30 protein-coding genes are annotated in these 20,135 nt (G+C 66.9%); 3 read left to right on the top strand and 27 right to left on the bottom strand.

The annotated features are described in order from the left end of the window. From E8A74_RS44675 to rho, 3 genes are all read right to left on the bottom strand, one after another. The gene (locus tag E8A74_RS44675) at window positions 1-1,098 is read right to left on the bottom strand and encodes a (Fe-S)-binding protein (protein ID WP_136935275.1); all 1,098 of its coding nucleotides are present in this window, start codon (window positions 1,096-1,098) and stop codon (window positions 1-3) included. 57 nt (window positions 1,099-1,155) lie between these two features. Further along, window positions 1,156-3,282, bottom strand: a complete 2,127-nt coding sequence (locus tag E8A74_RS44670; RefSeq protein WP_232380023.1) for a GAF domain-containing protein — start codon at window positions 3,280-3,282, stop codon at window positions 1,156-1,158. 190 nt (window positions 3,283-3,472) lie between these two features. Next, entirely contained in the window at window positions 3,473-4,720 is a 1,248-nt protein-coding gene (gene rho / locus E8A74_RS44665; RefSeq protein WP_136935274.1) for a transcription termination factor Rho, read from the bottom strand. A gap of 350 nt (window positions 4,721-5,070) precedes the next feature. Here rho and E8A74_RS44660 point away from each other — a divergent pair, with 350 nt between their 5' ends. Continuing rightward, a complete protein-coding gene (locus E8A74_RS44660; protein WP_136935273.1) occupies window positions 5,071-5,349 on the top strand; it encodes an acylphosphatase in 279 nt (92 codons plus the stop codon). 47 nt (window positions 5,350-5,396) lie between these two features. Continuing rightward, a complete protein-coding gene (locus E8A74_RS53440) occupies window positions 5,397-7,121 on the top strand; it encodes a tetratricopeptide repeat protein (protein WP_170229860.1) in 1,725 nt (574 codons plus the stop codon). A 139-nt stretch (window positions 7,122-7,260) separates the two neighbouring features. On the opposite strand, the gene rplQ is transcribed toward E8A74_RS53440, so the two are convergent. The 24 genes from rplQ to rplV all read right to left on the bottom strand — a co-directional run bounded on the left by rplQ (window position 7,261) and on the right by rplV (window position 19,444). After that, window positions 7,261-7,827: a 50S ribosomal protein L17 gene (gene rplQ, locus E8A74_RS44650; RefSeq protein WP_136935271.1), complete on the bottom strand. Its 567-nt coding sequence runs from the start codon at window positions 7,825-7,827 to the stop codon at window positions 7,261-7,263. A 10-nt stretch (window positions 7,828-7,837) separates the two neighbouring features. Then, window positions 7,838-8,875, bottom strand: coding sequence for a DNA-directed RNA polymerase subunit alpha (locus tag E8A74_RS44645; protein WP_373372440.1), 1,038 nt, complete (start codon window positions 8,873-8,875; stop codon window positions 7,838-7,840). A 210-nt stretch (window positions 8,876-9,085) separates the two neighbouring features. Continuing rightward, complete coding sequence (gene rpsD / locus E8A74_RS44640) at window positions 9,086-9,715, bottom strand: 30S ribosomal protein S4 (RefSeq protein ID WP_136935269.1); 630 nt, start codon at window positions 9,713-9,715, stop codon at window positions 9,086-9,088. A 36-nt stretch (window positions 9,716-9,751) separates the two neighbouring features. Continuing rightward, a complete protein-coding gene (gene rpsK / locus E8A74_RS44635; RefSeq protein ID WP_136935268.1) occupies window positions 9,752-10,156 on the bottom strand; it encodes a 30S ribosomal protein S11 in 405 nt (134 codons plus the stop codon). 23 nt (window positions 10,157-10,179) lie between these two features. Continuing rightward, window positions 10,180-10,560, bottom strand: coding sequence for a 30S ribosomal protein S13 (gene rpsM / locus E8A74_RS44630; RefSeq protein ID WP_136935267.1), 381 nt, complete (start codon window positions 10,558-10,560; stop codon window positions 10,180-10,182). 12 nt (window positions 10,561-10,572) lie between these two features. Beyond that, on the bottom strand, window positions 10,573-10,686 hold the full coding sequence (gene rpmJ, locus E8A74_RS44625; protein ID WP_136935266.1) for a 50S ribosomal protein L36: 114 nt from the start codon (window positions 10,684-10,686) through the stop codon (window positions 10,573-10,575). Between the two features lie 48 nt (window positions 10,687-10,734). Continuing rightward, window positions 10,735-10,989, bottom strand: a complete 255-nt coding sequence (infA, locus tag E8A74_RS44620) for a translation initiation factor IF-1 (protein ID WP_136921418.1) — start codon at window positions 10,987-10,989, stop codon at window positions 10,735-10,737. Then, a complete protein-coding gene (locus E8A74_RS44615; protein WP_136935265.1) occupies window positions 10,986-11,624 on the bottom strand; it encodes an adenylate kinase in 639 nt (212 codons plus the stop codon). Before E8A74_RS44615 ends, infA begins: the two co-directional genes overlap by 4 nt. A 16-nt stretch (window positions 11,625-11,640) precedes the next feature. Continuing rightward, the gene (gene secY / locus E8A74_RS44610) at window positions 11,641-12,969 is read right to left on the bottom strand and encodes a preprotein translocase subunit SecY (RefSeq protein ID WP_136935264.1); all 1,329 of its coding nucleotides are present in this window, start codon (window positions 12,967-12,969) and stop codon (window positions 11,641-11,643) included. A gap of 45 nt (window positions 12,970-13,014) precedes the next feature. Further along, window positions 13,015-13,488 (bottom strand): 50S ribosomal protein L15, encoded by a 474-nt coding sequence (gene rplO, locus E8A74_RS44605; RefSeq protein WP_136935263.1) that lies wholly within the window; start codon window positions 13,486-13,488, stop codon window positions 13,015-13,017. Window positions 13,489-13,502: 14 nt separating this feature from the next. After that, a complete protein-coding gene (gene rpmD, locus E8A74_RS44600) occupies window positions 13,503-13,712 on the bottom strand; it encodes a 50S ribosomal protein L30 (protein ID WP_136935262.1) in 210 nt (69 codons plus the stop codon). Next, window positions 13,709-14,314, bottom strand: a complete 606-nt coding sequence (gene rpsE / locus E8A74_RS44595) for a 30S ribosomal protein S5 (RefSeq protein WP_136935261.1) — start codon at window positions 14,312-14,314, stop codon at window positions 13,709-13,711. The genes rpmD and rpsE overlap by 4 nt, the downstream gene beginning before the upstream one ends. A gap of 86 nt (window positions 14,315-14,400) precedes the next feature. After that, window positions 14,401-14,760 (bottom strand): 50S ribosomal protein L18, encoded by a 360-nt coding sequence (gene rplR / locus E8A74_RS44590; RefSeq protein ID WP_136935260.1) that lies wholly within the window; start codon window positions 14,758-14,760, stop codon window positions 14,401-14,403. Window positions 14,761-14,808: 48 nt separating this feature from the next. After that, window positions 14,809-15,408 (bottom strand): 50S ribosomal protein L6, encoded by a 600-nt coding sequence (rplF, locus tag E8A74_RS44585; protein WP_136935259.1) that lies wholly within the window; start codon window positions 15,406-15,408, stop codon window positions 14,809-14,811. Beyond that, window positions 15,408-15,800 carry a 30S ribosomal protein S8 gene (gene rpsH, locus E8A74_RS44580; RefSeq protein ID WP_136935258.1) on the bottom strand — a complete coding sequence of 131 codons (393 nt, stop codon included), beginning with the start codon at window positions 15,798-15,800 and terminating at the stop codon, window positions 15,408-15,410. The genes rplF and rpsH overlap by 1 nt, the downstream gene beginning before the upstream one ends. 4 nt (window positions 15,801-15,804) lie before the next feature. Continuing rightward, the gene (locus E8A74_RS44575) at window positions 15,805-15,990 is read right to left on the bottom strand and encodes a type Z 30S ribosomal protein S14 (protein WP_136935257.1); all 186 of its coding nucleotides are present in this window, start codon (window positions 15,988-15,990) and stop codon (window positions 15,805-15,807) included. 10 nt (window positions 15,991-16,000) lie between these two features. Beyond that, window positions 16,001-16,594 (bottom strand): 50S ribosomal protein L5, encoded by a 594-nt coding sequence (rplE, locus tag E8A74_RS44570; RefSeq protein ID WP_136935301.1) that lies wholly within the window; start codon window positions 16,592-16,594, stop codon window positions 16,001-16,003. Window positions 16,595-16,738: 144 nt separating this feature from the next. Next, window positions 16,739-17,053: a 50S ribosomal protein L24 gene (gene rplX, locus E8A74_RS44565; protein ID WP_136935256.1), complete on the bottom strand. Its 315-nt coding sequence runs from the start codon at window positions 17,051-17,053 to the stop codon at window positions 16,739-16,741. After that, a complete protein-coding gene (rplN, locus tag E8A74_RS44560) occupies window positions 17,053-17,421 on the bottom strand; it encodes a 50S ribosomal protein L14 (protein WP_136935255.1) in 369 nt (122 codons plus the stop codon). The genes rplX and rplN overlap by 1 nt, the downstream gene beginning before the upstream one ends. Before the next feature lie 2 nt (window positions 17,422-17,423). Further along, entirely contained in the window at window positions 17,424-17,744 is a 321-nt protein-coding gene (rpsQ, locus tag E8A74_RS44555; RefSeq protein ID WP_136935254.1) for a 30S ribosomal protein S17, read from the bottom strand. A 4-nt stretch (window positions 17,745-17,748) separates the two neighbouring features. Further along, the gene (rpmC, locus tag E8A74_RS44550; RefSeq protein ID WP_136935253.1) at window positions 17,749-17,964 is read right to left on the bottom strand and encodes a 50S ribosomal protein L29; all 216 of its coding nucleotides are present in this window, start codon (window positions 17,962-17,964) and stop codon (window positions 17,749-17,751) included. A 10-nt stretch (window positions 17,965-17,974) separates the two neighbouring features. Further along, on the bottom strand, window positions 17,975-18,388 hold the full coding sequence (gene rplP / locus E8A74_RS44545) for a 50S ribosomal protein L16 (RefSeq protein WP_136935252.1): 414 nt from the start codon (window positions 18,386-18,388) through the stop codon (window positions 17,975-17,977). A 9-nt stretch (window positions 18,389-18,397) separates the two neighbouring features. Next, window positions 18,398-19,090: a 30S ribosomal protein S3 gene (gene rpsC, locus E8A74_RS44540; RefSeq protein ID WP_136935251.1), complete on the bottom strand. Its 693-nt coding sequence runs from the start codon at window positions 19,088-19,090 to the stop codon at window positions 18,398-18,400. A 15-nt stretch (window positions 19,091-19,105) separates the two neighbouring features. Beyond that, window positions 19,106-19,444, bottom strand: a complete 339-nt coding sequence (gene rplV, locus E8A74_RS44535) for a 50S ribosomal protein L22 (protein WP_136935250.1) — start codon at window positions 19,442-19,444, stop codon at window positions 19,106-19,108. A 502-nt stretch (window positions 19,445-19,946) separates the two neighbouring features. On the opposite strand from rplV, the gene E8A74_RS53435 reads away from it, so the two are divergent. Beyond that, on the top strand, window positions 19,947-20,135 hold a 189-nt coding region (locus E8A74_RS53435), incomplete at its 3' end, for a hypothetical protein (protein WP_211365605.1).

The following is a 20,135-nucleotide window of genomic DNA, read 5'->3' as shown; positions in this document are numbered from 1 at the left end:
TCAGGGTGCGAGCGCCCGCGCGAGCAGGCTGACGAGGTCCTCGGCCTCTTCGCCGCGGCTCCGGAAGCGCCGCAGGCTCGACGCGCACGCGGTCACGAGCAGGCCGCCGCCGCGCGCCTTGTGCTCCGCGATGCGCGCGTCCGCGATGGCCTCGCTCGTGCGCGGTCGTGTTACGGGCAAGAGCCCGCCCGCGCCGCTGCACTCGCCGTGCTCGCGGTCGCGCTGGAACGTCGCGGGCTCCTTGCCGCTCATCTTCGCGAGCAGGGCGCGCGGCTCGTCGTACCGGCCGAGCCCACGCCCGAGCTGACACGGCGAATGCCACCGCACGGTCGTGCCTTCGAGCTCGGGCAGTACGCGCAGGCGGTCCTGCGCGGCGTGCGCGAGGTCGAGCAAGAGCTCGGGCTCGCGGGGCAGGGTGACCCCCACGCGCGCGTGCTCGACCCGCGTGGCGCGCGCGCAGCCCGGGTCCACGACGACGAGGCGCGGGACCTCGGAGACCTCAGCGGCGAGGCGCTCGGCCGCCACACGGAAGCCTTCCCGGTCGCCCGCGTGGAGCGAGGGGAGGCCGCAGCAGCTTCGAATCGCGCGCACCGGGCCGCCGACGAGCTTCGCCGCGGCCATGAGCGCGTCCTTCGCCACGGAAGGGTGTTTGCGTGCGTAGGAGCAGCCGACGAGCACGCCGGCCGCGACAGGCCCGCGCGGAGGCGCTTCGGCCTCGATCGCGTCGAGCGCCGCGGCCGTCTCGTGCGCGCGCTCTTGCGCCCGCGTGACGACGTCGACGGCGCCTTTTGGCGCGGCCCCGCGCGCAAAGAAGTCCGCGCGCGACTCGACGAGCACTGTCGCGGGCTCGTTCCGGTGGTCGCACTTCTCGCGGCACGCGTGGCAGCCCGTGCAGGCCCACGCCGGCGCGGTGTGCTCTGCCTCGACCGGCACGTCGCCGCGGCCCGCGAAGTACGTGAGGCTCATCTTGCCCCAGGGCGTCACCGTCTCGCTCGCCTCCGCGTTCGAGACGGGGCACGCGGCGCGGCAGAGCTTCGGGCAGTACACGCACGTCTCCAGTGCGCGTTTGTGCGTGGCGACGATGGGCAGACGGAGCACGTCCGGAGTGTCTTCCCCCGGGACGATGAGCGCAAGGGATCCGCAGATCCTACGGCTCTATCCGGTTCGTCCCGCCGGCTGACCGGGGTTGCTCGTGCGGCCGCTGCGTCGGCTCGGCGGCGCGTCGTCGCCGGGCTGGCTCGCTCGTGACGTCTTGGTCGATCGGCTCGCGTCGGTCTCGTCGGCGGCCGGCGCTTGCGGCGAGCGCGCCGTCGACGCGGCGGAGGCCGGCGTGGCGTTCGGCGAATGCACGAGCGGCAGTCCCGTCGCCTCGTCGCCACGCGCGCCGGACGCCGGCGGCGGAGCTTGCGGCGGCGCGGCCGGGGCCGGCGGCGCGATCGTCGCCATCATCGGCGTCTCTTGCGGGATCCGGATCGTGAACGTCGTTCCGCGCTCGGACGACTCCACCTCGATCGCGCCCCCGTGCTCGTCGACGATCTTCTTCACGATGGCGAGGCCGAGGCCCGTGCCGCCGCGTTTGCCGCTCGTCACGAACGAGTGGAACAGCCGCTCGCGGATCTCGGGCGGGATGCCGCGCCCCGTGTCCGACACGCTCAGCACGAAGTCCGCGCCTTGCCGGAGCGCGCGCAGCACGACCTTGCCGCCGCCGTGCGGCTCCATCGCCTCGACCGCGTTGCGCACGAGGTTGTGCACGACGCGCGTTATCTTCGTCTCGTCGAAGCGCGCAGTGCCGCGGTCGTCGAGTTCCATCACGATCGTGACGCGGTTGCCCGCGAGGTCGAGCTGGAGCTGCTTCTCCAGGTCGCCGAAGAACTTCGTCAGGTAGACCTTGCGCACGAGGATGCTGCGCTCGCCGCGCGCGAACTCGAGCAGCTCGCGCTGCATCGCGCTGATGGCGTCGAACTGCTTGAGGATGAGCCGCGCGTGCTCGCCGCGCACCGAGGGCTCGCTCGCGGTCGCCATGAGCTGCACGTAGCCGCTGATCACCGTGAGCGGCGTGCGCATGTCGTGCATGACGCCGGAGAGCAGCCGCCCGATCGCCGTGAGCCGTTCGCTCTTCTCGCGCTCGGTGCGCGAGCGGAAGAGGCGCACCGCGGTCGACGCGTTCGCCGACACGAGCCGGAGGAGCGAGCGATCGTCCTGCGTGAAGCCGAGCGCGTTCTTCGCGTTGTAGAGGCCGAGCGCGCCGAGCGAGGTGTCCTCTTCGCCTTCGAGCGGCACGACGATCGCGCTCTCGATGTCCAGATCGAGCGAGGGATGCATGTGCGCGAGCGCGGCCTCAGCGATCGGACCGATGGGAGGATCCTTCGGGCCGAGGTGGACCGACTCGTTGTGCGTCATGGCCCAGCCGAGCAGGCCCTCGCCGCGCTTGACGGGCAGGCGCTTGACGTCGACGTCGCGCACCGAGACGCCGGGCGCCGACGCGTCGACGAAGTACAGGAACACGCCGGCCTCGCCTTCATCGACGAGCAGGCCGCCGGCGCGCGCCTCGCACGCCTTCGAGGCCTCAGCGATGACGGCGCGGCTCAGCTCTTCGAGCGAGGAGGCCCCGCTCATCGCCGTTTCGAGTTCGAAGAGCAGCTTCAAGTCGGCGACGCGGTGCTCGAGCTGCTCCTTCGTCTCGACGAGCTGCATGTTCTTCTGGATGACCGAGAGGAACAGGCGCGAGTTGTCGATGGAGATGGCCGCCTGCGTGGCGAGCGCCGAGAGCAGCTCTTCGTCGTGCTGCGAGAACTCGCCCTTGCCGCCGTGCTTGTTCAAGACCTGCACGACGCCAATCGTGCGGCCGACGTGGTTGCGCATGGGCGCGGCGAGGATCGAGCGCGTCCGGTAGCCCGTGAGCTCGTCCCACGTGCGCTGGAAGCGTTTGTCCCTGTACGCGTCCTTCACGCGGGCGATTTTGCCGTGCTTGGCGACGTGGCCGGCGATGCCTTCGCCCACGGGCAGCTCGATCGAGCGCACCTCGCCGCCGAGGATCACCCGCGAGAGCAGCATCTTTCGCTGCTCGTCGAGCAGGTAGAGCGTGGCCCGGTCGGCTTCGAGCAGCTCCGTGATCTTGCCGAGGATGAGCTCGAGGAGCTGGTCGAGGTCGAGCGTGGAGCCGAGCGCGAGCCCCACGTCGCGCAGGGCGCGGACGGTCTTCTCCGAGCGTTCGAGGCTGGCCTCAAGTTCTTCGACTCGGGCCGTGAGCTCTCGCAGGCGGTCCGCCTTACCGGTCACCATACGACGCTAACACGCCTCCGGCCGCCACTACAGCGCTCCCGTAAATTCGCGATGGATCGAGCGGTTTGCCCGAGGGTCGGGCAGGGAAGGGGAGGGTGGATGGGGGAGGGGAGGGGGCACGAGGAGGCCCCCCGTGGTCCCGGGGGTTTGGGGGCACAGCGTCGCGCAGCGAAGCGGAGCCCCCAAGCGGTTACTGATTCATCGATTCGAGGAACTCCTGGTTCGTCTCGGTGCGGCTCACCTTGTCGAGCAGGAATTCCATCGAGTCGATGACGTTGAGGGGGTGCAGGAGCCCGCGGAGCAGCCACACGCGCTGGAGGATCCACTCGGGCAGGAGCAGTTCTTCCTTGCGCGTCGCGCTCTTGTTGATGTCGAGGCAGGGGAAGATCCGCTTCTCCATGAGCTTGCGGTCGAGGTGGATCTCGCTGTTGCCCGTGCCCTTGAACTCCTCGAAGATCACCTCGTCCATACGCGAGCCCGTGTCGACGAGCGCGGTCGCGATGATCGTGAGCGAGCCGCCCTCCTCGATGGAGCGGGCCGCGCCGAAGAAGCGCTTCGGCTTGTGGAGGGCGTTCGAGTCGACGCCGCCGGAGAGGATCTTGCCGCTCGGGGGGACGACGGTGTTGTAAGCGCGGGCGAGGCGCGTGATCGAGTCGAGAAGGATGACCACGTCGTGCTTCTGCTCGACGAGGCGCTTGGCCTTCTCGATGACCATCTCCGCGACCTGCACGTGGCGCGTCGCCGGCTCATCGAAGGTCGAGCTGATCACCTCGCCCTTGATGTTGCGCTGCATGTCCGTGACCTCTTCGGGCCGCTCGTCGATGAGCAGCACGATGAGCGTGGTGTCCGGATGGTTCGTGCTGATCGCGTTGGCGATGTTCTGGAGGAGCACCGTCTTGCCGGCGCGGGGCGGCGAGACGATCAGACAGCGCTGGCCCTTCCCGATCGGGCAGAGCATGTCGATGATGCGCGTCGAGAAGCCCTTCGTGCCGTTCTCGATGTTGAACTTCTGCTGCGGGTAGAGGGGCGTGAGGTTGTCGAAGAGGATCTTGTCGCGCGCGACCTCGGGCGAGACGCCGTTGATCTTGTCGACCTTGAGCAAGGCGAAGTACGCCTCGCGCTCCTTCGGGGGCCGGATGGGGCCGCTCACCGCGTCGCCCGTGCGCAGGTTGAAGCGCCGGATCTGCGACGGGGAGACGTAGATGTCGTCCGGACCCGGCAGGTAGTTGTAGTCGGGCGCCCGCAGGAAGCCGAAACCGTCGGGCAGGCACTCGAGCACGCCCTCGCCGTAGACAGGCTGGTCTTGCGCGGCCAGGGCCTGGAGGAGCGCAAAGATGAGCTCCTGCTTGCGCAGGCCCGCGGCTCCTTCGATGTTGAGGCCCTTGGCCATCTGCACCAGATCGGCCATCGATTTCTGCTTCAGTTCACGCAGGTGCATCGATCGAAAACTCCACGGCGGGGCGTCGGCCGGTCGACGGCGCGTTCCCCGAGGTCGGTAGGGTTGTAGGAAGGTCGAGCTTCGAGTCGGCCCTTGGGCCGGCTCTCGTGGATGCCCGCCCCTGGGAAGGGCGGGTTTTCGGACTGTGACGAGGTGTCCCCAGCGAAGGGGCGCGGCCGGGCGTGTGGCTCGGCGGGCGGGGACTCTATCAAGCGATGCTGCCCTGTCAATCGGCCGTGTTGCCTCACAGGTTCGCTCCTTCGGGGGCGGATCGTTCCAGCGCCGTGTCCGCGCCGCGGGCCGACGAGGTTGCCTCGGCCCTTGCGTGCGGCTAGGAATCGAGCGGTCCGATGGGGCTGAAACAAGTGCATCTGCACGTGACAGGACGCGTCCAGGGCGTCTACTTCCGGGCCTCGACGCAGCGCGAAGCCAAGCGCCTCGGCCTCTGTGGCTGGGTCAAAAACCGCGCGGACGGAGGCGTCGAAATCCTCGCCGAGGGCGAAGAAGACGGCCTGAAAGAGCTCATCGCCTGGGCCCAGAAGGGACCCAGCGCGGCGCGCGTCGAGCGCGTCGATGTTCGTTGGCGCGGATTCCAAGGCGATTTTTCGGACTTCCGCATCGTCGAGTGATCCGCCCTGGAAGGGGCGCGCGCTCGCCCGTCGTTCTCGGGGGCACCGTGAATCACGTCTCGAAGCTCGCTTCGTCGTTCGTTCTGGTCTCTGCGCTCGCGCTCGTGCCGCTGCACGTGCACGCCGCGGGCGAGATTACGCAACCCTCGTCGTCGGCCGCCGCCGCGCCGGCCGCGCCCGCTTCTCTGCCAGATCTGCCCAAGCTCCAGCCGATCGTGCTGCAAGAGCCCGACGCCGCGGCGTTGCAGGAGCTCGACCGCGTGCTCGAGCGCCTCACGACGGGCGACGCGCGGGCGAAGGAGACGGCACGTACGGCCGTCGCAGAGGTGACGCCCTCGGTCGTGCCCGCGGTGCGCGCGCGCGTGCAGGAGCTGCGCGCCGGGCTCGACCGCAAGGAGGCGCAAGGCCTGCTCGACGACGCGCGCAAAGCCGGGCGCAAGTCGCTGCGCGACAAGGAAAAGGCGGAGAAGGCGGGCAAGGAGAAGGACAAAGCGGGCACTGGCAAGGACGAGAAGGCTGGCAAGGACGAGAAGGCCAGCAAGGACACGAAGGCGCCCAAGAAGAGCAAGGACGACAAGGACAAGGACGCGGAGGACGAGGGGGACTGGCTCGAGTTTGTCCTGGCCTCGCCCAAGCCGAAAAACGATACGTGGCGGGATCTCGTCCGCCTGCTCGCGATGGAGCGGATGCTGACGGCCGCAGGCACGACGGCCGCGACGCGCGAGCTCCTGCAGATGTACTCGTACTTCGGCGAGTTCTTGCGCGTCGATCTGCAGCGGCAGATCGCAAAGCTGCGCGACCGCGCCGTGCCCGCGCTCATCGAGGGCCGTCAGCACGACGCCAAGATCGTCCAGCGTTTCGCGAGCAAGCAGCTCGATCTGCTCGGCCGCGCCATCCCCGGCGAGGCCGTCGGCGTGACGGATCCGCAGGCCCTCGCCGACATCCTGCGCGCTTACGGTCGCACGCGCGACGTCGACGCCGTCCGCGTGATCCTTTCGTTCAGCAACAGCGACCGGATCCAGCTCCGCGAGGCCGCGCGCGAGGCCATTTCGGCGATCGGCGAGCCCGGCATCTGGCAGCTCCGCGACGCCTACCTGAACCAGACGGGCAACAAGGCCCCCCGCGAGTTCACGTGGGACCGCATCGCGCGGGAGCTCTTCGGCATGTACGACCGCGCGCGGCTCGCCGAGGTCTACAAGCTGATGGACGAGGGCGCCGCGCACGCGGCCGCAAGCCGCTGGGTCGAGGCGACGAGCGCGTTCGACAAGGTGCTCGCGCGCTCGCCGGTGTTCGAGCGTCGCAAGGAGATGGCGCCGGCGTACGTGGCGCACGCGAAGACGCTCGAAGAGAAGGAACCAGCGGCCGCGCTGGAGATGCTCCGCAAGGCGCTGCGGCTCGACCCGAAGGGCGAGGGCGCGCGCAAGGTCGAGGCAGAGATCGCGTACCTCGAAGGCGTGACGCTCATCGCGCGAGGCACGCCGGACAAGTTCCCGCTGACGAAGGCGATCGAGCTCGACCCGAGCAACGAGCGCGCAAAGCAGGCGCTCGCGTCGCTGGAGCAGGAGCGCATCGAGCCACAAAAGAGCTCGCTGCATCGCTACGTGGCGGCGGGCGGCGTGGGGCTCGTCGCGCTGATCGCGATGATCTTCCTGGCGAGGCGCAAGCCCGACGCGGGTCGCGATGCGGAAGGGCCGCCGGCGGGAGGCAATCCGCCCGGACCGCCTGGACCGCCCGCGCCGGATGCGCCTGCGCCCGTCGCCGGCGCGGATTGAGGGGGCCGCGGAGCACGCGCTCCAGACAAACGAAAACACGGACACCTTTCGGTACCCGTGTTCGTGTTTCCCTTGCAAACCCGTGAACGGCGGCGATCGGTCACCCGATCCGTCGTCCACGGGCTTTCGTGGGAGCGCTTTACTCGTTCGACGCGGTCTCGCCGGAGCTCGCCGTCGAGGCGGACTCGGACGAAGCCGACGCGGCCGACGTGGGCTCGGCCGTCACCGCCGCAGCCGGCTCCTCGGGAGCCTGCTTGTCGGTCACCGCGGCAGCATCGATGAACTCGATGTAGACCATCGGCGCATTGTCGCCGCGGCGATTGCCGAGCTTGATGATGCGCGTGTAACCACCGGGCCGGCCCTCGAAGCGCTTCGAGAGGTCGAGCATCACCTTCTCGACGACGTCGACCTTGGTGCCGTCAGCCTTCACGCCGAAGCGCGGCACGTAGGCCGCGACGAGGCGCTCGGCGTGGAGCCGGCGCGCCTTGTCGGCCGCCGACAGCTCGCTCTGCGCGGTATAGGCGACCTTGCCGAGGCGCATGGCCTTGCTGATGAGCCGCTCCGCGACGCGACGGAGCTCCTTGGCCTTCGCGTCCGTCGTCTCGATGCGCTCGTGGGTGATCAGGTTCGCCGTCAAGTTGCGCAGCATCGCGCGCCTGCTCGACGTGTCCCGACCAAACTGCCTCCCCGCCTTCTTATGACGCATATCGCACCCTCTAGGCTTGCGCCTGCTGCGCCTTCCAGCGCTCGAGCAGCTGCGGCCAGTTGTCGATCTTCATACCGAGCGAAAGTCCCATGTTCGCGAGGATCTCTTTGATCTCCTTCAGGGACTTCCGACCGAAGTTCTTGGTCTTGAGCATGTCCTGCTCGGTCCGCTGCACGAGCTCGCCGATCAGGGTGATGTTCGCGTTCTGGAGGCAGTTGGCGCTGCGCACGCTGAGCTCGAGCTCCTCGACCGAACGGAAGAGGTTCTCGTTCAGCGGCTCCTCGTCGCCCGGCACCGTCTGGTAGCTCGTCTCCTCCGACTCCTCGAAGTTGACCCAGATCGAGAGCTGCTCCTTCAGGATCTTCGCAGCGAACGCAACCGCGTCCTGGGGCAGCACCGAACCGTTCGTCCAGACCTCGAGCGTCAGCTTGTCGTAATCGGTCACCTGACCGACGCGCGCGTTCTGGATCGTGTAGTTGACCTTGCGGATGGGCGAGAACAGCGCGTCGATGGGGATCGTTCCGATCGCCATCGTCGGCGTCTTGTTGCGCTCCGCGGGCACGTAGCCGCGGCCGACGTTCACCGTCAGCTCCATCGCGAGCGGGCCCTTCTTGTCGAGCACCGCGATGAGGTGGTCGGGGTTCAGCACGCTGAGCCCGTCGACGAGCTGGATATCGCGCGCGTACACCGGCCCCGGGCCCTCTTTGTCGACGCGGACCGTGTAGGTACGCGCGGCGGCCGCCTTGAAGACGACCTCCTTGAGGTTGAGGATGATGTCGCTGACGTCCTCGACGACGTCGGGCACCGTGGTGAACTCGTGCAGCGCCCCCTCGATACGGACGGCAGTGATCGCCGCGCCCTGCAGCGACGAGAGGAGCACGCGACGGAGCGAGTTGCCGATCGTGATCCCGAAGCCGCGCTCGAGAGGCTCGCAGGTGAACTTCGCGTAGAAGTTGTTCGACGACTCGGTGTCGATCGAGATGCCCTTCGGCCGGATCAGATCGCGCCAATTTCGCGCGATCATCGTCATGCTTCCGCTGGTTTGCATCGTCATCAGCGTCCTCTTTCTTCGAGGGGTTCGCGCGGAGATCTCGCTGCCGTCACCGCACTCGGTGCGCGGAAGCCGTCTCCTGCCCGCGTCGCGCCGGTTGGCGCTTTTTTCCTGCAATCAAAAAGCGATCGGGGCCGCGCTCCATCGCACGCCCCCGATCAGCTTTCCGAAACATTCACCGCAAAACCACCGACCTGCGAACGGAAATCAGCGCGAGTAATACTCGACGACGAGCTGCTCGCGGATCTCCGGCTCGTTGAGGTCCTCGCGCACCGGGGTCGACTTGACCGAGCCCGAGAACGCTCCACGGTCGGCATCGAGCCACGAGGCGATCGGGCGCTTGTCCGCGCCGGCCACGGCGGCCGCCACGAACTTGAACTTCTTCGCGCCCTCGGTGAGGTCCACGCGATCGCCCACCCGAACCACGAAGCTCGGGATGTCGAGGCGCTTGCCGTTCACCTTCACGTGACCGTGGCGCACGAGCTGACGCGCCTCGGAGCGCGACGCCGCATAACCGAGCCGGTGCACGACGTTGTCGAGGCGACGCTCGAGGAGCGCCAGCATCTCTTCACCCGTGCGGCCCTTGCGACGGCTCGCCTCCTGGAAGTAGCCGTGGAACTGGCTCTCGAGAACGCCATAGATGCGACGCACCTTTTGCTTCTCGCGGAGCCGGACGGCGTACTCGCTGAGCTTGATACGACCCTGACCATGCTGGCCAGGCGGGTAAGGACGCCGCGTGTAGGCGCATTTCTCCGAATAGCAGCGCTCACCCTTGAGGTAGAGCTTCATGCCTTCGCGGCGGCAGAGCTTGCAGACAGGACCAACGTAGCGAGCCATGTTCGTAACCTCGAGCGGACTCCCGCGCGCGCTGCCTCAGACCCGGCGCCGCTTGGGCGGCCGGCAACCATTGTGCGGAATGGGCGTGACGTCACGGATCAACGTCACCTTGAAGCCGGCCGTCTGCAACGCACGGAGCGCGCTCTCGCGCCCGGCGCCAGGGCCCTTCACGAATACGGCCACCGACCGCATTCCGTGCTCCTGCGCCCGCCGCGCCGCCTCTTCGGCAGCGAGCTGCGCAGCGAAGGGCGTCGACTTGCGCGACCCCTTGAACCCGCGCGCACCGGCCGACGACCACGCCACGGCATTGCCGTTGATGTCCGTGATCGTCACGACCGTGTTGTTGAACGTCGACTGGATGTGCGCAATCCCAGCCGCGATGTTCTTCTTGACCTTCTTCTTCTGCTTGGCCTTGGTGGCCGCCGTCTTCGGACTCGCCATAGCGTCCTCTTCCTAACGTCCCGTCACGCCTTCGTCGCCGGGCGACGCTGCAGCATGCCCTTGCGGGGGCCCTTGCGTGTACGCGCATTCGTGTGCGTGCGCTGGCCATTCACCGGCAGACCACGGCGATGCCGAAGACCGCGGTAGCAGCCGAGATCCATCAGCCGCTTGATGTTGAGCTGAACCTCACGACGGAGATCACCCTCCACCTTGTACTCGGCGTCGAGGATCTCGCGGATCGTCCTGACCTCTGCGTCGCTCAGCTCCTCCACCCTCTTGTTCTCGGGGATCTTGGCTTTCGCGCAGATCTGCTTCGCGAGCGCACGTCCGATACCATAGAGGTACGGAAGCGCATACGCGAGATGCTTACGACGCGGGAGATCGACGCCAGCAATACGTGCCATGGTTGCTCCAGCTCAGCCCTGACGCTGCTTGTGGCGAGGGTTCTCGCAGATCACGCGCACGACGCCGCGACGGCGTACCACCTTGCACTTGTCGCAGATTTTCTTGACGCTCGGTCGCACCTTCATGTCGCGGCTCCGTTCCCTGTCCTCGCTCCGCTACTTGGGCTGCTTGGTCTACTTGTGACGATACGTGATCCGGCCACGCGTCGGGTCGTAGGGCGAAACCTCAACCGTAACGCGATCGCCGGGCAAAATCTTGATGTAGTACTGACGCATCCGGCCGCTGATGGTCGCGAGCACGCCGAGACCATTGTCGGCCTTCACCCGAAACATCGCGTTCGGAAGAGCTTCCTGAACGACACCATCGAACTCGAGCTTGTCGCCCTTCGGTTCTTTTGCGGGTTTCGAGCTTTGGTTCGATCGCCTCATGACTCTTCCGACTGCACTCGGCCAAGGGCCCCTAGCACCCTCGCCGTGACCTCCTCGGGTTTGCCGACACCGTCGACACGCCGGAGGAGACCTTTTGCTTCGTAGTAGGGCAGGAGCGCCGCCGTCATCGCCTCGTACGCATCGAGACGCTTTCCGACGGCCTCCTGCCGATCGTCCGCCCGATGCTCTAGCTCGGCATCCGGGGGCGGCGGATTATAGACGAGATGGTAGATCTGTCCAGACCTTTTGTCGGTCCGACGGTGGATCAAGCGCTCCTCCAGGAGCGATCGCGCCACATCAAGCTGCAAAACAGCATCGATCGTGAAGCCCCGACCCGCAAGCAGACGCTCGAGCGCCTCAGCCTGGGGCACCGTCCGCGGAAAACCGTCGAGCAAGAAGCCCTTCTTGCAGTCCGCGTCGTCGATGCGCTTGTCGATGAGCTCGATCATCGCCTCGTCCGGAACGAGGCCACCCGCGTCCATGATCGCGCGGTAACGAGGATCGAGCGTGCCGGCCCCCTTGGCCGCACGAAGCATGTCCCCCGTCGAGATCTGCGGGATCCCAAACTTGCCGCAGAGCACCTTCGCCTGCGTGCCTTTGCCCGAGCCGGGCGGACCAACCAAGATCGCGATCATCCGAAGATCCCCCTTCTCATCCCTCGGGGAGGCGCCGCGCACGAATGCGGCTCGCCCCAGGGCCGGTGAGCCCTTCGTAGCTGCGCGTGATGAGCTGCGCCTCGATCTGGTTGACCGTATCCAGCGCAACACCCACGACGATCATCAAGGACGTCCCGCCAAACGTGATCTGCACGCGCAGGAGGTCGCCGACCACCGACGGCAAGACACACACGGCAGCGACGTACATCGCCCCGCCAAACGTGATGCGGTTCATCACGCCCTGGATGTAGTCCGCTGTCTGTTTGCCAGGGCGGATCCCGGGGATGTTCGCTTGCTGCTTCTTGAGGTTCTCCGCCACGTCGACCGGCTGGAACGTGACGCTCGTGTAGAAGTAGCAGAAGAACACGATCAAGAGCGCGTAGCCGGTGTTGAACACCCAGCCGCCGCCGCTGATGATCGACTGAAGCTTGTCCGCGCCCGGCACGTTCATGTTCGCCAGCGTCGCGGGGAACATGAGCAGCGAGGAGGCGAAGATCGGCGGGATCGTGCCCGCCGTGTTCACCTTGAGCGGCAGGTGCGCGTTCTGCGCGCCGTACACGCGCCGCCCCACCTGCCGACGCGAGTACACGATCGGGATCTGCCGGCGCCCGTTCTCGAAGAACGCGATCACCGCGATCGCCGCCACGACGAACGCACCCACCGCAGAGATCGTGAGCGGCTGGATGTTACCCGCGTTCGTCGCGAGATAACTACCCACCCAGCCCGGCACGCCCGTCACGATACCCGCGAAGATCAGGAGCGAGATGCCGTTGCCGATCCCGCGCTCCGTGATCTGCTCGCCGATCCACATGAGGAACGCCGTCCCCGTGGTCAGCGTGATCATCGTCATGAGCTGGAAGCCGAGGCCCGGGTGCGTGACGATGCCCGCCCCCGAGTCCGAGGCCGACCAGCCCTCGACGAGCTTGGCGCTGCCGTACGCCTGGAAGAGCGACAGCGCGACCGTGCCGTAGCGCGTGTACTGGTCGATCTTGCGGCGCCCCTGCTCTCCCTCTTTGCGCAGCTCGTCGATGGGCTTGTAGACCATGCCCATCAACTGGATGATGATCGATGCCGAGATGTACGGCATGATCCCGAGCGCAAAGAGGGAGAAGTTTTCCAGCGCGCCGCCGGAGAACATGTTGAAGAAATTCAGCAGCCCGCCCGACTGCTTCGCCATGTACTTCGACATGGCGGCGCGATCGACGCCGGGGACCGTGACGAAGACCCCGATGCGGTACACGGCCAGCATCACGAGGGTGAAGATCACCCTGCGCCGGAGCTCCGGGACCTTGTGGAAGTTCGCAATTCCCGCGAGTGTGGCCATGGTACGTCGGTGTGCTGCCTTGGAGGGGCTCGAGCCGGAGGGACGTTAGGCTTGCGCCGAAGCCTTGCCGGGTGCAAGCACGATCGCCTTGCCGCCCGCCGCCTCGATCTTGGCGATGGCGCTCTTCGAGAACCGGTGCGCCGTCACGGTGAGCTTCTTCGTGAGCTCGCCGTCGCCGAGCACCTTGATGAGGTCGTAACGACCCTGGAGCAGGCGCTTACCCTCCAGCGCATCCTGGTTCACGTCCGCGCCAGCCTCGAAGATCTCGAGGTCGCCGACATTCACGTTCGCGACGATCGCCGCGAGCGGGTTCCGGAAGCCGCGCTTCGGGAGGCGACGCTGGATCGGGGTCTGGCCGCCCTGGAAGTGCTTCTTGCCGATGTTGCCCGTCGACCGGGCCTTCTGGCCCTTCTGGCCACGGCCCGCGGTCTTGCCGAGGCCGGAGCCCACGCCGCGGCCGACGCGGGTCTCCTTCTTGTTGGCGCCTTCCGGGGCCTGAAGCTTCGAGAGGATGTCCATGCTGCTACGCTTCCTTACTTCGACGCCTGCGCGCCGTTGCCGTCGACTTCCTCGACCGAAACGAGGTGGATCACCTTCTTGACCATGCCACGGAACGAGGGCGTGTTCGCCACGAGCACCTCATTGCCCGGCTTGCGGAGGCCGAGGCCCCGCAAAACCTTGCGCGTGTGCTCCGTCTGGTTCGTCACGCTGCCCGTCTGCCGCACGCGGAGATGGCTCTTCACGGCGTACCTCCTTCACCCCCCTCACGCGGATTGCGTGCCGGGGGAATCTGGCTCGCACGGCGGCGGTTCGTCGCGCCGCCCGTCGCGCTGCCACCCTTGCGCTGCCAACCCACGTCGTCCGCCTGCATCGAGCGCCGGCCCGCGACCTGCTCCACGCTCTTCAGCGCCTTGAGCGCCGCGACCGTCGCATGAACGACGTTGTGCGGGTTGCTCGTGCCGAGCGACTTCGAGAGAACGTCGTGGATGCCCGCGGACTCGACGACCGCGCGCACCGCGCCGCCCGCGATGACGCCCGTTCCAGGGCTCGCCGGCTTCAAGAGCACCTTGCCCGCGCCGACATGCCCGAACGCGTCGTGCGGGATCGTCGCCCCGTCGAGCGGGATGCGGAAGATGTTCTTGCGGGCCTGGTCATTGCCCTTCCGGATCGCCTCCGGAACCTCGTTGGCCTTGCCCAGGCCGACGCCCACATGTCCCGACTCGTCGCCCACAACGACGAGCGCCGAGAAGCTGAAGCGCCGCCCGCCCTTCACGACCTTGGCGACGCGGTTGATGTGGATCACCCGCTCCTTGAGCTTTTCTTCGTCGACCTGATCGAACGCCATACCGTGCCTTCTTCGTCGTCCGTGAAGTCTTCGCTATCGCCCGAGACGTCTTGCCCGAGGCCCCCGCGGGCTCGGCGCCTTCGGGGCTAGAACTCGAGCCCCGCCTCCCGCGCGGCCTGAGCGAGGGCGCTCACGCGCCCGTGATAGAGGTAGCCGTTCCGATCGAACACGACACGGTCGATCTTCTTCGACTTGCAGATCTTGGCGATGAGCGCCCCGACCTTCTTGGCCGCGTCGACCTTGTTGTCGTTGTCGAGCGTGCCCTTCAGGTCCTTCGACAGCGTCGACGCGTGCGCGACGGTCTGACCCGTCGTGTCGTCGATCACCTGCGCGTAGATGTGCTTCGCGCTGCGGAAGACGGTGAGGCGCGGGCGAGCGGGCGAGCCGTTCACCTTCTTGCGAATACGGAGCTTACGGCGCTCCCGTCCGACGATCTTCATAGCCATGGTCGTAACCCCGTACCTGTAGGGGCGACACGAGGTCGCCCCGCTCGGTTACTTCTTGCCGCCCTTACCGCCAGCCTTGCCGGCCTTCTCGCGAACGCGCTCGCCACGATAACGAACGCCTTTGCCACCGTAGGGCTCCGGCGGGCGGAAGCCGCGGATCGTCGCGGCCGTCTGCCCGATGAGCTCCTTGTCGGCGCCCGCCAGAACGAGGACCGTGCCCTTCGAATCCGCCGGGATCGTCGCCGTGAGGCCCTTCGGCACGTTGAACACGACCGGGTGCGAATACCCGAGCGCGAACGTGAGCGTCGTGCCCTTCAGGTCGACACGGTAACCGGTGCCCTTCAGCTCGAGCACACGCTCGTAGCCGTCGGCCGCGCCCTTCACCATGCTGGCGAGCAGCGCCCGCACGAGCCCCTGCAGCCGCGAGCCATCACGCCCGGGGGCCGTCGAGGTCACGTGCAGCTTCGTACCCTCGACCTTCACGTCGACCGTCGAGGGCAGCTCGCGAGCGAGCTGGCCCTTGGCGCCCTTGATCTCGACCTTGCGTCCCTGCATCGACACGGTGACACCCTTGGGGACGTCCACCGGTCGCTTGCCGACGCGCGAGGTCTTGGAGGCCTCGCCATTTTGCGTCGTAGCCGTCTGCATCACCACACCTCGCAGATGAGCTCGCCTCCGAGCTTGTTTTTGCGGGCGTCGCGGTCGCTCATCAGGCCGTGCGAAGTGCTCAGGATCGAGATCCCGAGCCCGGAGAGCACGCGGGGGATGCGGTCGTGCTTGACGTACACGCGTCGCCCCGGACGGCTCACCCGACGGACTCCGTCGAGCGCGCTCGAGCGATCACGCCCGTACTTCAGCACGATCGTGAGCTTCGCAGGGTTGCCATCGCTCGGCCGCACGTCCGCGATATACCCCTCGGACTTGAGGATCTCGGCAACGGCCTGCTTCATTTTGCTTGCAGGAACCTCGGTCCGATCGTGCCGCGCGAGCGCGGCGTTCCGGATCCGGGTCAGCATGTCGGCGACAGGATCGGTCATCATGGCATCACCAGCTCGCCTTGATCACGCCCGGCAGCTCGCCTCGGAGCGCGAACGTACGAAGACAGATGCGGCAGAGCTCGAAGTCGCGGTAATAAGCCCGCGAACGGCCGCACACCTTGCAACGATTCCGGTGCCGCACGGCGAACTTGGGCGGCCGGTTCAGCTTGGCGAATTCTTTTGCACGGGCCATCGAACGTTCCTCAATGCCTGAACGGGATCCCAAGCTCCGTGAGAAGGGCTCGTCCCTCCTCGTCGGTGCGCGCGGTCGTCACGAACGAGATGTTCATTCCCTTCACGACGTCGACCTTGTCGTAGTCGACCTCGGGGAAGATGATCTGCTCGCGCAGACCCATCGTGAAATTGCCCTTGCCGTCGAAGCCCTTCGGGCTCACGCCCTTGAAGTCACGCACGCGCGGCAGGGAGAAGCTGATCAAGCGATCGACGAACTCCCACATCCGCTCTCCGCGCAGCGTCACCATCACGCCGATCGGGAGGTTCTCGCGGAGCTTGAACGTCGCGATCGACTTGCGAGCGCGCGTCACGACCGGCTTCTGGCCCGAGATCGCCCGCATGTCCTCGACAGCGGAGTCGATGATCTTCGGGTTCCCGACGGCAGCGCCGAGGCCCATGTTGATCACGACCTTCTCGAGGCGCGGCACCATCATCGGGTTCTTGTACCCGAAGCGCTTCGAAAGCGCGGGCCCGACGGCCTCACGGTACTTCGCGCGCAGGCGCGGCGCGTAGCTCGGATCGCGCGGAACGTCAGCGACTTCGGCTTGCGGCGTGGCCTTCACCTCGCCCTTGCCCTTGCCGCCCTTCCCGGCCTCCTTGCCACTCTTGCCGGCCGCAGCCGCCTGCGGCTTCGCAGCCGCCGGCTTGGCGTCCTTGGGCTTTTCGCCCTTGCCCTTGCCCTTTTCTTCCTTCTTGTCCGCCATGGCTCAGCCTGCCGCGATCACGGCGCCGCTCTTCGCGGTGCGCTGCTTCTTGCCATCGACGATCGTAGACTTCACCCGCGTGGGCTTGCCCGTCGTCGGATCCACCGGCATCACCTTGGAGGCATGAAGCGGTGCCTCCTTCGTGATCTTGCCGCCTTGCTGGTTGCGCGGCGTCGGGCGCTGGTGCCGCGTCACCACGTTGATCCCCTCGACGACGACCTTGTCGTCCTCCGCGAGGACCTTCGTCACGCGACCCTGCTTGCCCTTGTCTTTTCCGCTGATGACCTGCACGAGGTCACCGACTCGGAGCCGTCGCATCAGAGCACCTCCGGCGCGAGCGAGATGATCTTCATGAACTTCTTCGCGCGGAGCTCGCGAGCCACCGGCCCGAAGATACGGGTCCCGATCGGCTCCTTCTCCTTGTTGATCAACACCGCGCTGTTGGTGTCGAACTTGATGTAGGTGCCATCCGAGCGCTGATACTCACGCGCCGTGCGCACCACCACCGCCCGCGCCGTGTCGCCCTTCTTCACCTTGGTGCCCGGCATGGCTTCCTTGATGGACACGACGATCACATCGCCGAGCCCCGCGTACTTACGACGCGAGCCACCGAGAACCTTGATGCACTTGACGACCCGAGCCCCGGAGTTGTCAGCCACTTCGAGATGCGTCGTGACCTGAATCATGGCTACTCCTCCACCGGGCGGGAAATGAGCTTCGTCACGATCCAGCGCTTCTCGCGCGAGATCGGGCGATGCTCCTGGATCTCCACGCGGTCACCGACCTTGTACTCGTTCTTCTCGTCGTGCGCCTTGTAGCGCTCGCGAGCCCGGACGTACTTCTTGTAGACCGGATCCGGCGAGTTGCGCACGACCTCGACCACGACGGTCTTGTCCTGCTTGTTGCTCTTCACGCGCCCGACGAGCTTGCGGCGGAAGCCGTGCGGCTTCGCGGTCGTATCGGCCTGAGCCTGTCCGGCGGCGGTCGCGTTCGCCTCGTTCGTTGCCATGGCTCTACTTGTTCCCTTCCGCCGCTGCCGGCTCGCTGGCACGCTGCTGGAGGATCGTCTTGACCCGGGCGAGATCGCGGCGCGCCTTGCGGATCGCCGAGGTGTCGTTCAGCCGGTTCGTGAAGTTCTTGAACTTGGCGTCGAACACCTCACGGCCGAGATTCTTCTCGAGCTCCTGCAGGTGCTCCGTCGTGCGTTCGCGCAGATCCTTCGCCTTCATCTCGAATACCTCACACGATCCCGCGAGCGATGAACTTGCACGCCATCGGGAGCTTGTGCCCGGCGAGGCGGAACGCCTCACGCGCCATCTCCTCGGGCACGCCCGAGATCTCGTACATGACGCGGCCAGGCCGCACCGCCGCGGCCCACTCTTCCGGCGCACCCTTTCCGCCACCCATGCGGACCTCGAGCGGCTTCTTCGTCACCGGTCGGTCCGGGAAGATGCGGATCCAGAGCTTACCCGCGCGCTTGCAGTGACGCTGAATCGCCATACGCGCAGCCTCGATCTGGCGAGACGTGATGCGCGCGGGCTCGAGTGCCTGCAGGCCGAAATCACCGAAGGACACGTCGCTTCCCGTGGTCGCAACCCCGCGAATGCGGCCCTTCTGCATCTTGCGGAACTTCGTTCGCTTGGGAGACAGCATCGGTCTGTCCTACTGAATCCGGCGCGATTTGCGCTGGAGAACCTCACCCTTGAAGATCCACACCTTCACGCCGATGATGCCGACCTTCGTCCTCGCCTCGGCGAGGCCGAACTCGATGTCGGCGCGCAGCGTGTGGAGCGGAACCCGACCCTCGCGGTACGTCTCGACCCGGCTCATCTCGCTGCCGCCGAGCCGGCCCGCGCACCGAACGCGGATGCCCTTCGCGCCGAACTTCATCGCCGTCGCCACGGCCTTCTTCATGGCGCGGCGGAACGCGATGCGACGCTCGAGCTGCGTCGCGATGTTCTCCGCGACAAGCTGCGCATTCGTCTCCGCCTTCCGGACCTCCTGGACGTCGATGAAGACCTCGTTGTCCGTGAAGGAGGCGACGCCCGGGAACACCGTCTCACCCTTGGTCGCGGTGCCGACGTTGCCGCCCTTCAGCGTCTCGATGCCCTTGCCGCCCTTGCCGATCACCATCCCCGGACGCGCCGTGTAGACGATGACCTTGGCCCGGTTCGCGGCACGCTCGATCTCCACGCTCGCGATGTTCGCGTTGTAGAGGTACTGCTTGATCGCCCGCTTGATGCGGATGTCCTCGTGGAGCCACTTCTGGTACGCGTTACCGTCCTCGTACCATTTGCTGCTCCACGTCTTGATGACGCCGACGCGGAAGCCGTACGGATGGGTCTTCTGTCCCATGGAAGCCGTGTTCCTTTACTTGCGCTCGCTGAGCTCGATCACGATGTGAGAGACGCCCTTCACGACTTTCGTCGCGCGCCCCATCGCTCGGGGGCGCCAGCGGCGGTTGAACTTGTTCGGGCCCTTGTCGACCGTCGCCTTGCTGATGAACAAAGCGTCGACGTCGGCGCCACCCTGGCGGGCGTTCGCCACCGCGCTCTCGATGATCTTCTTCATCACCGGCGCGGCTGACTTCTCCGTGAACTGGAGCAGCTGGATCGCATCCGCTGCATCGCGTCCGCGGACCAGGTCCGCAATCATGCGCGCCTTTCGCGGAGAAATCCGCGAAAACATCGCACTGGCCTTGCTTAGCATCCGAGAAACCTCGCAGACAGGGGGCCGGTTCGGCCCAGGGCGCCCGGTCGTTGGCCAACCCGGTCGACAAGCTTGCGCCTGTCGAACCGAGCCCTGCCGTCGTACGTTCCGGAACATCAGCCCGACGTCTCGCGACGAGGATCCCTCTTCGCGTCACCGGGGGGTGTCCCACGGCGGCCGAAGAAGCGAGCTGAGACCGAAGCGCCGTTACGGCTTCGGGAGAGACGAACGCCATAGGCGATCGCTCCCAGGAAAACGGAGCGCGGTGTCTAGCAAAGCCCCACGACGCTTGCAAGGCAGATCCGCAGAAAATCTGCGCGCTCCATCGTCCGTGAGGGATCCGGCTGAACGGATCTGCCGCGATCGCTGAACGGGCGTACGGAGCACGGGTCGGTTTTGAAGGATCCGTCGGCCTGCTCGTACTACCCTGTCACGTCTTGAAATCGTCCGCGCCGGAGCCCCCCGGGCCCCCGGCGCCTCCCAACTTCGGAGGACTCGGAACATGCAGTCTCGCGCTACGTTTGCCTTTGTTCTTACTTCCCTCGCGGTCGCGGCCTTCACCAGCGGCTGCGTCATCGTTTCGGACAACACCCCCACCGGCGGCGTCGGCGGCGACGGCGGCGCGGGGGTCGGCGGCAACGGCGGCAGCGGCGGCGTCGGCGGCCAGGGCGGCGAGGCCGGCGCGGGCGTG

The sequence above is a fragment of the Polyangium fumosum genome (genome assembly GCF_005144585.1).
GTDB classification, from domain to species: Bacteria; Myxococcota_A; Polyangia; order Polyangiales; family Polyangiaceae; genus Polyangium; species Polyangium fumosum.
Note: the sequence above shows the minus strand (reverse complement) of the source record. Positions and strands in the feature narration are given on the sequence as shown.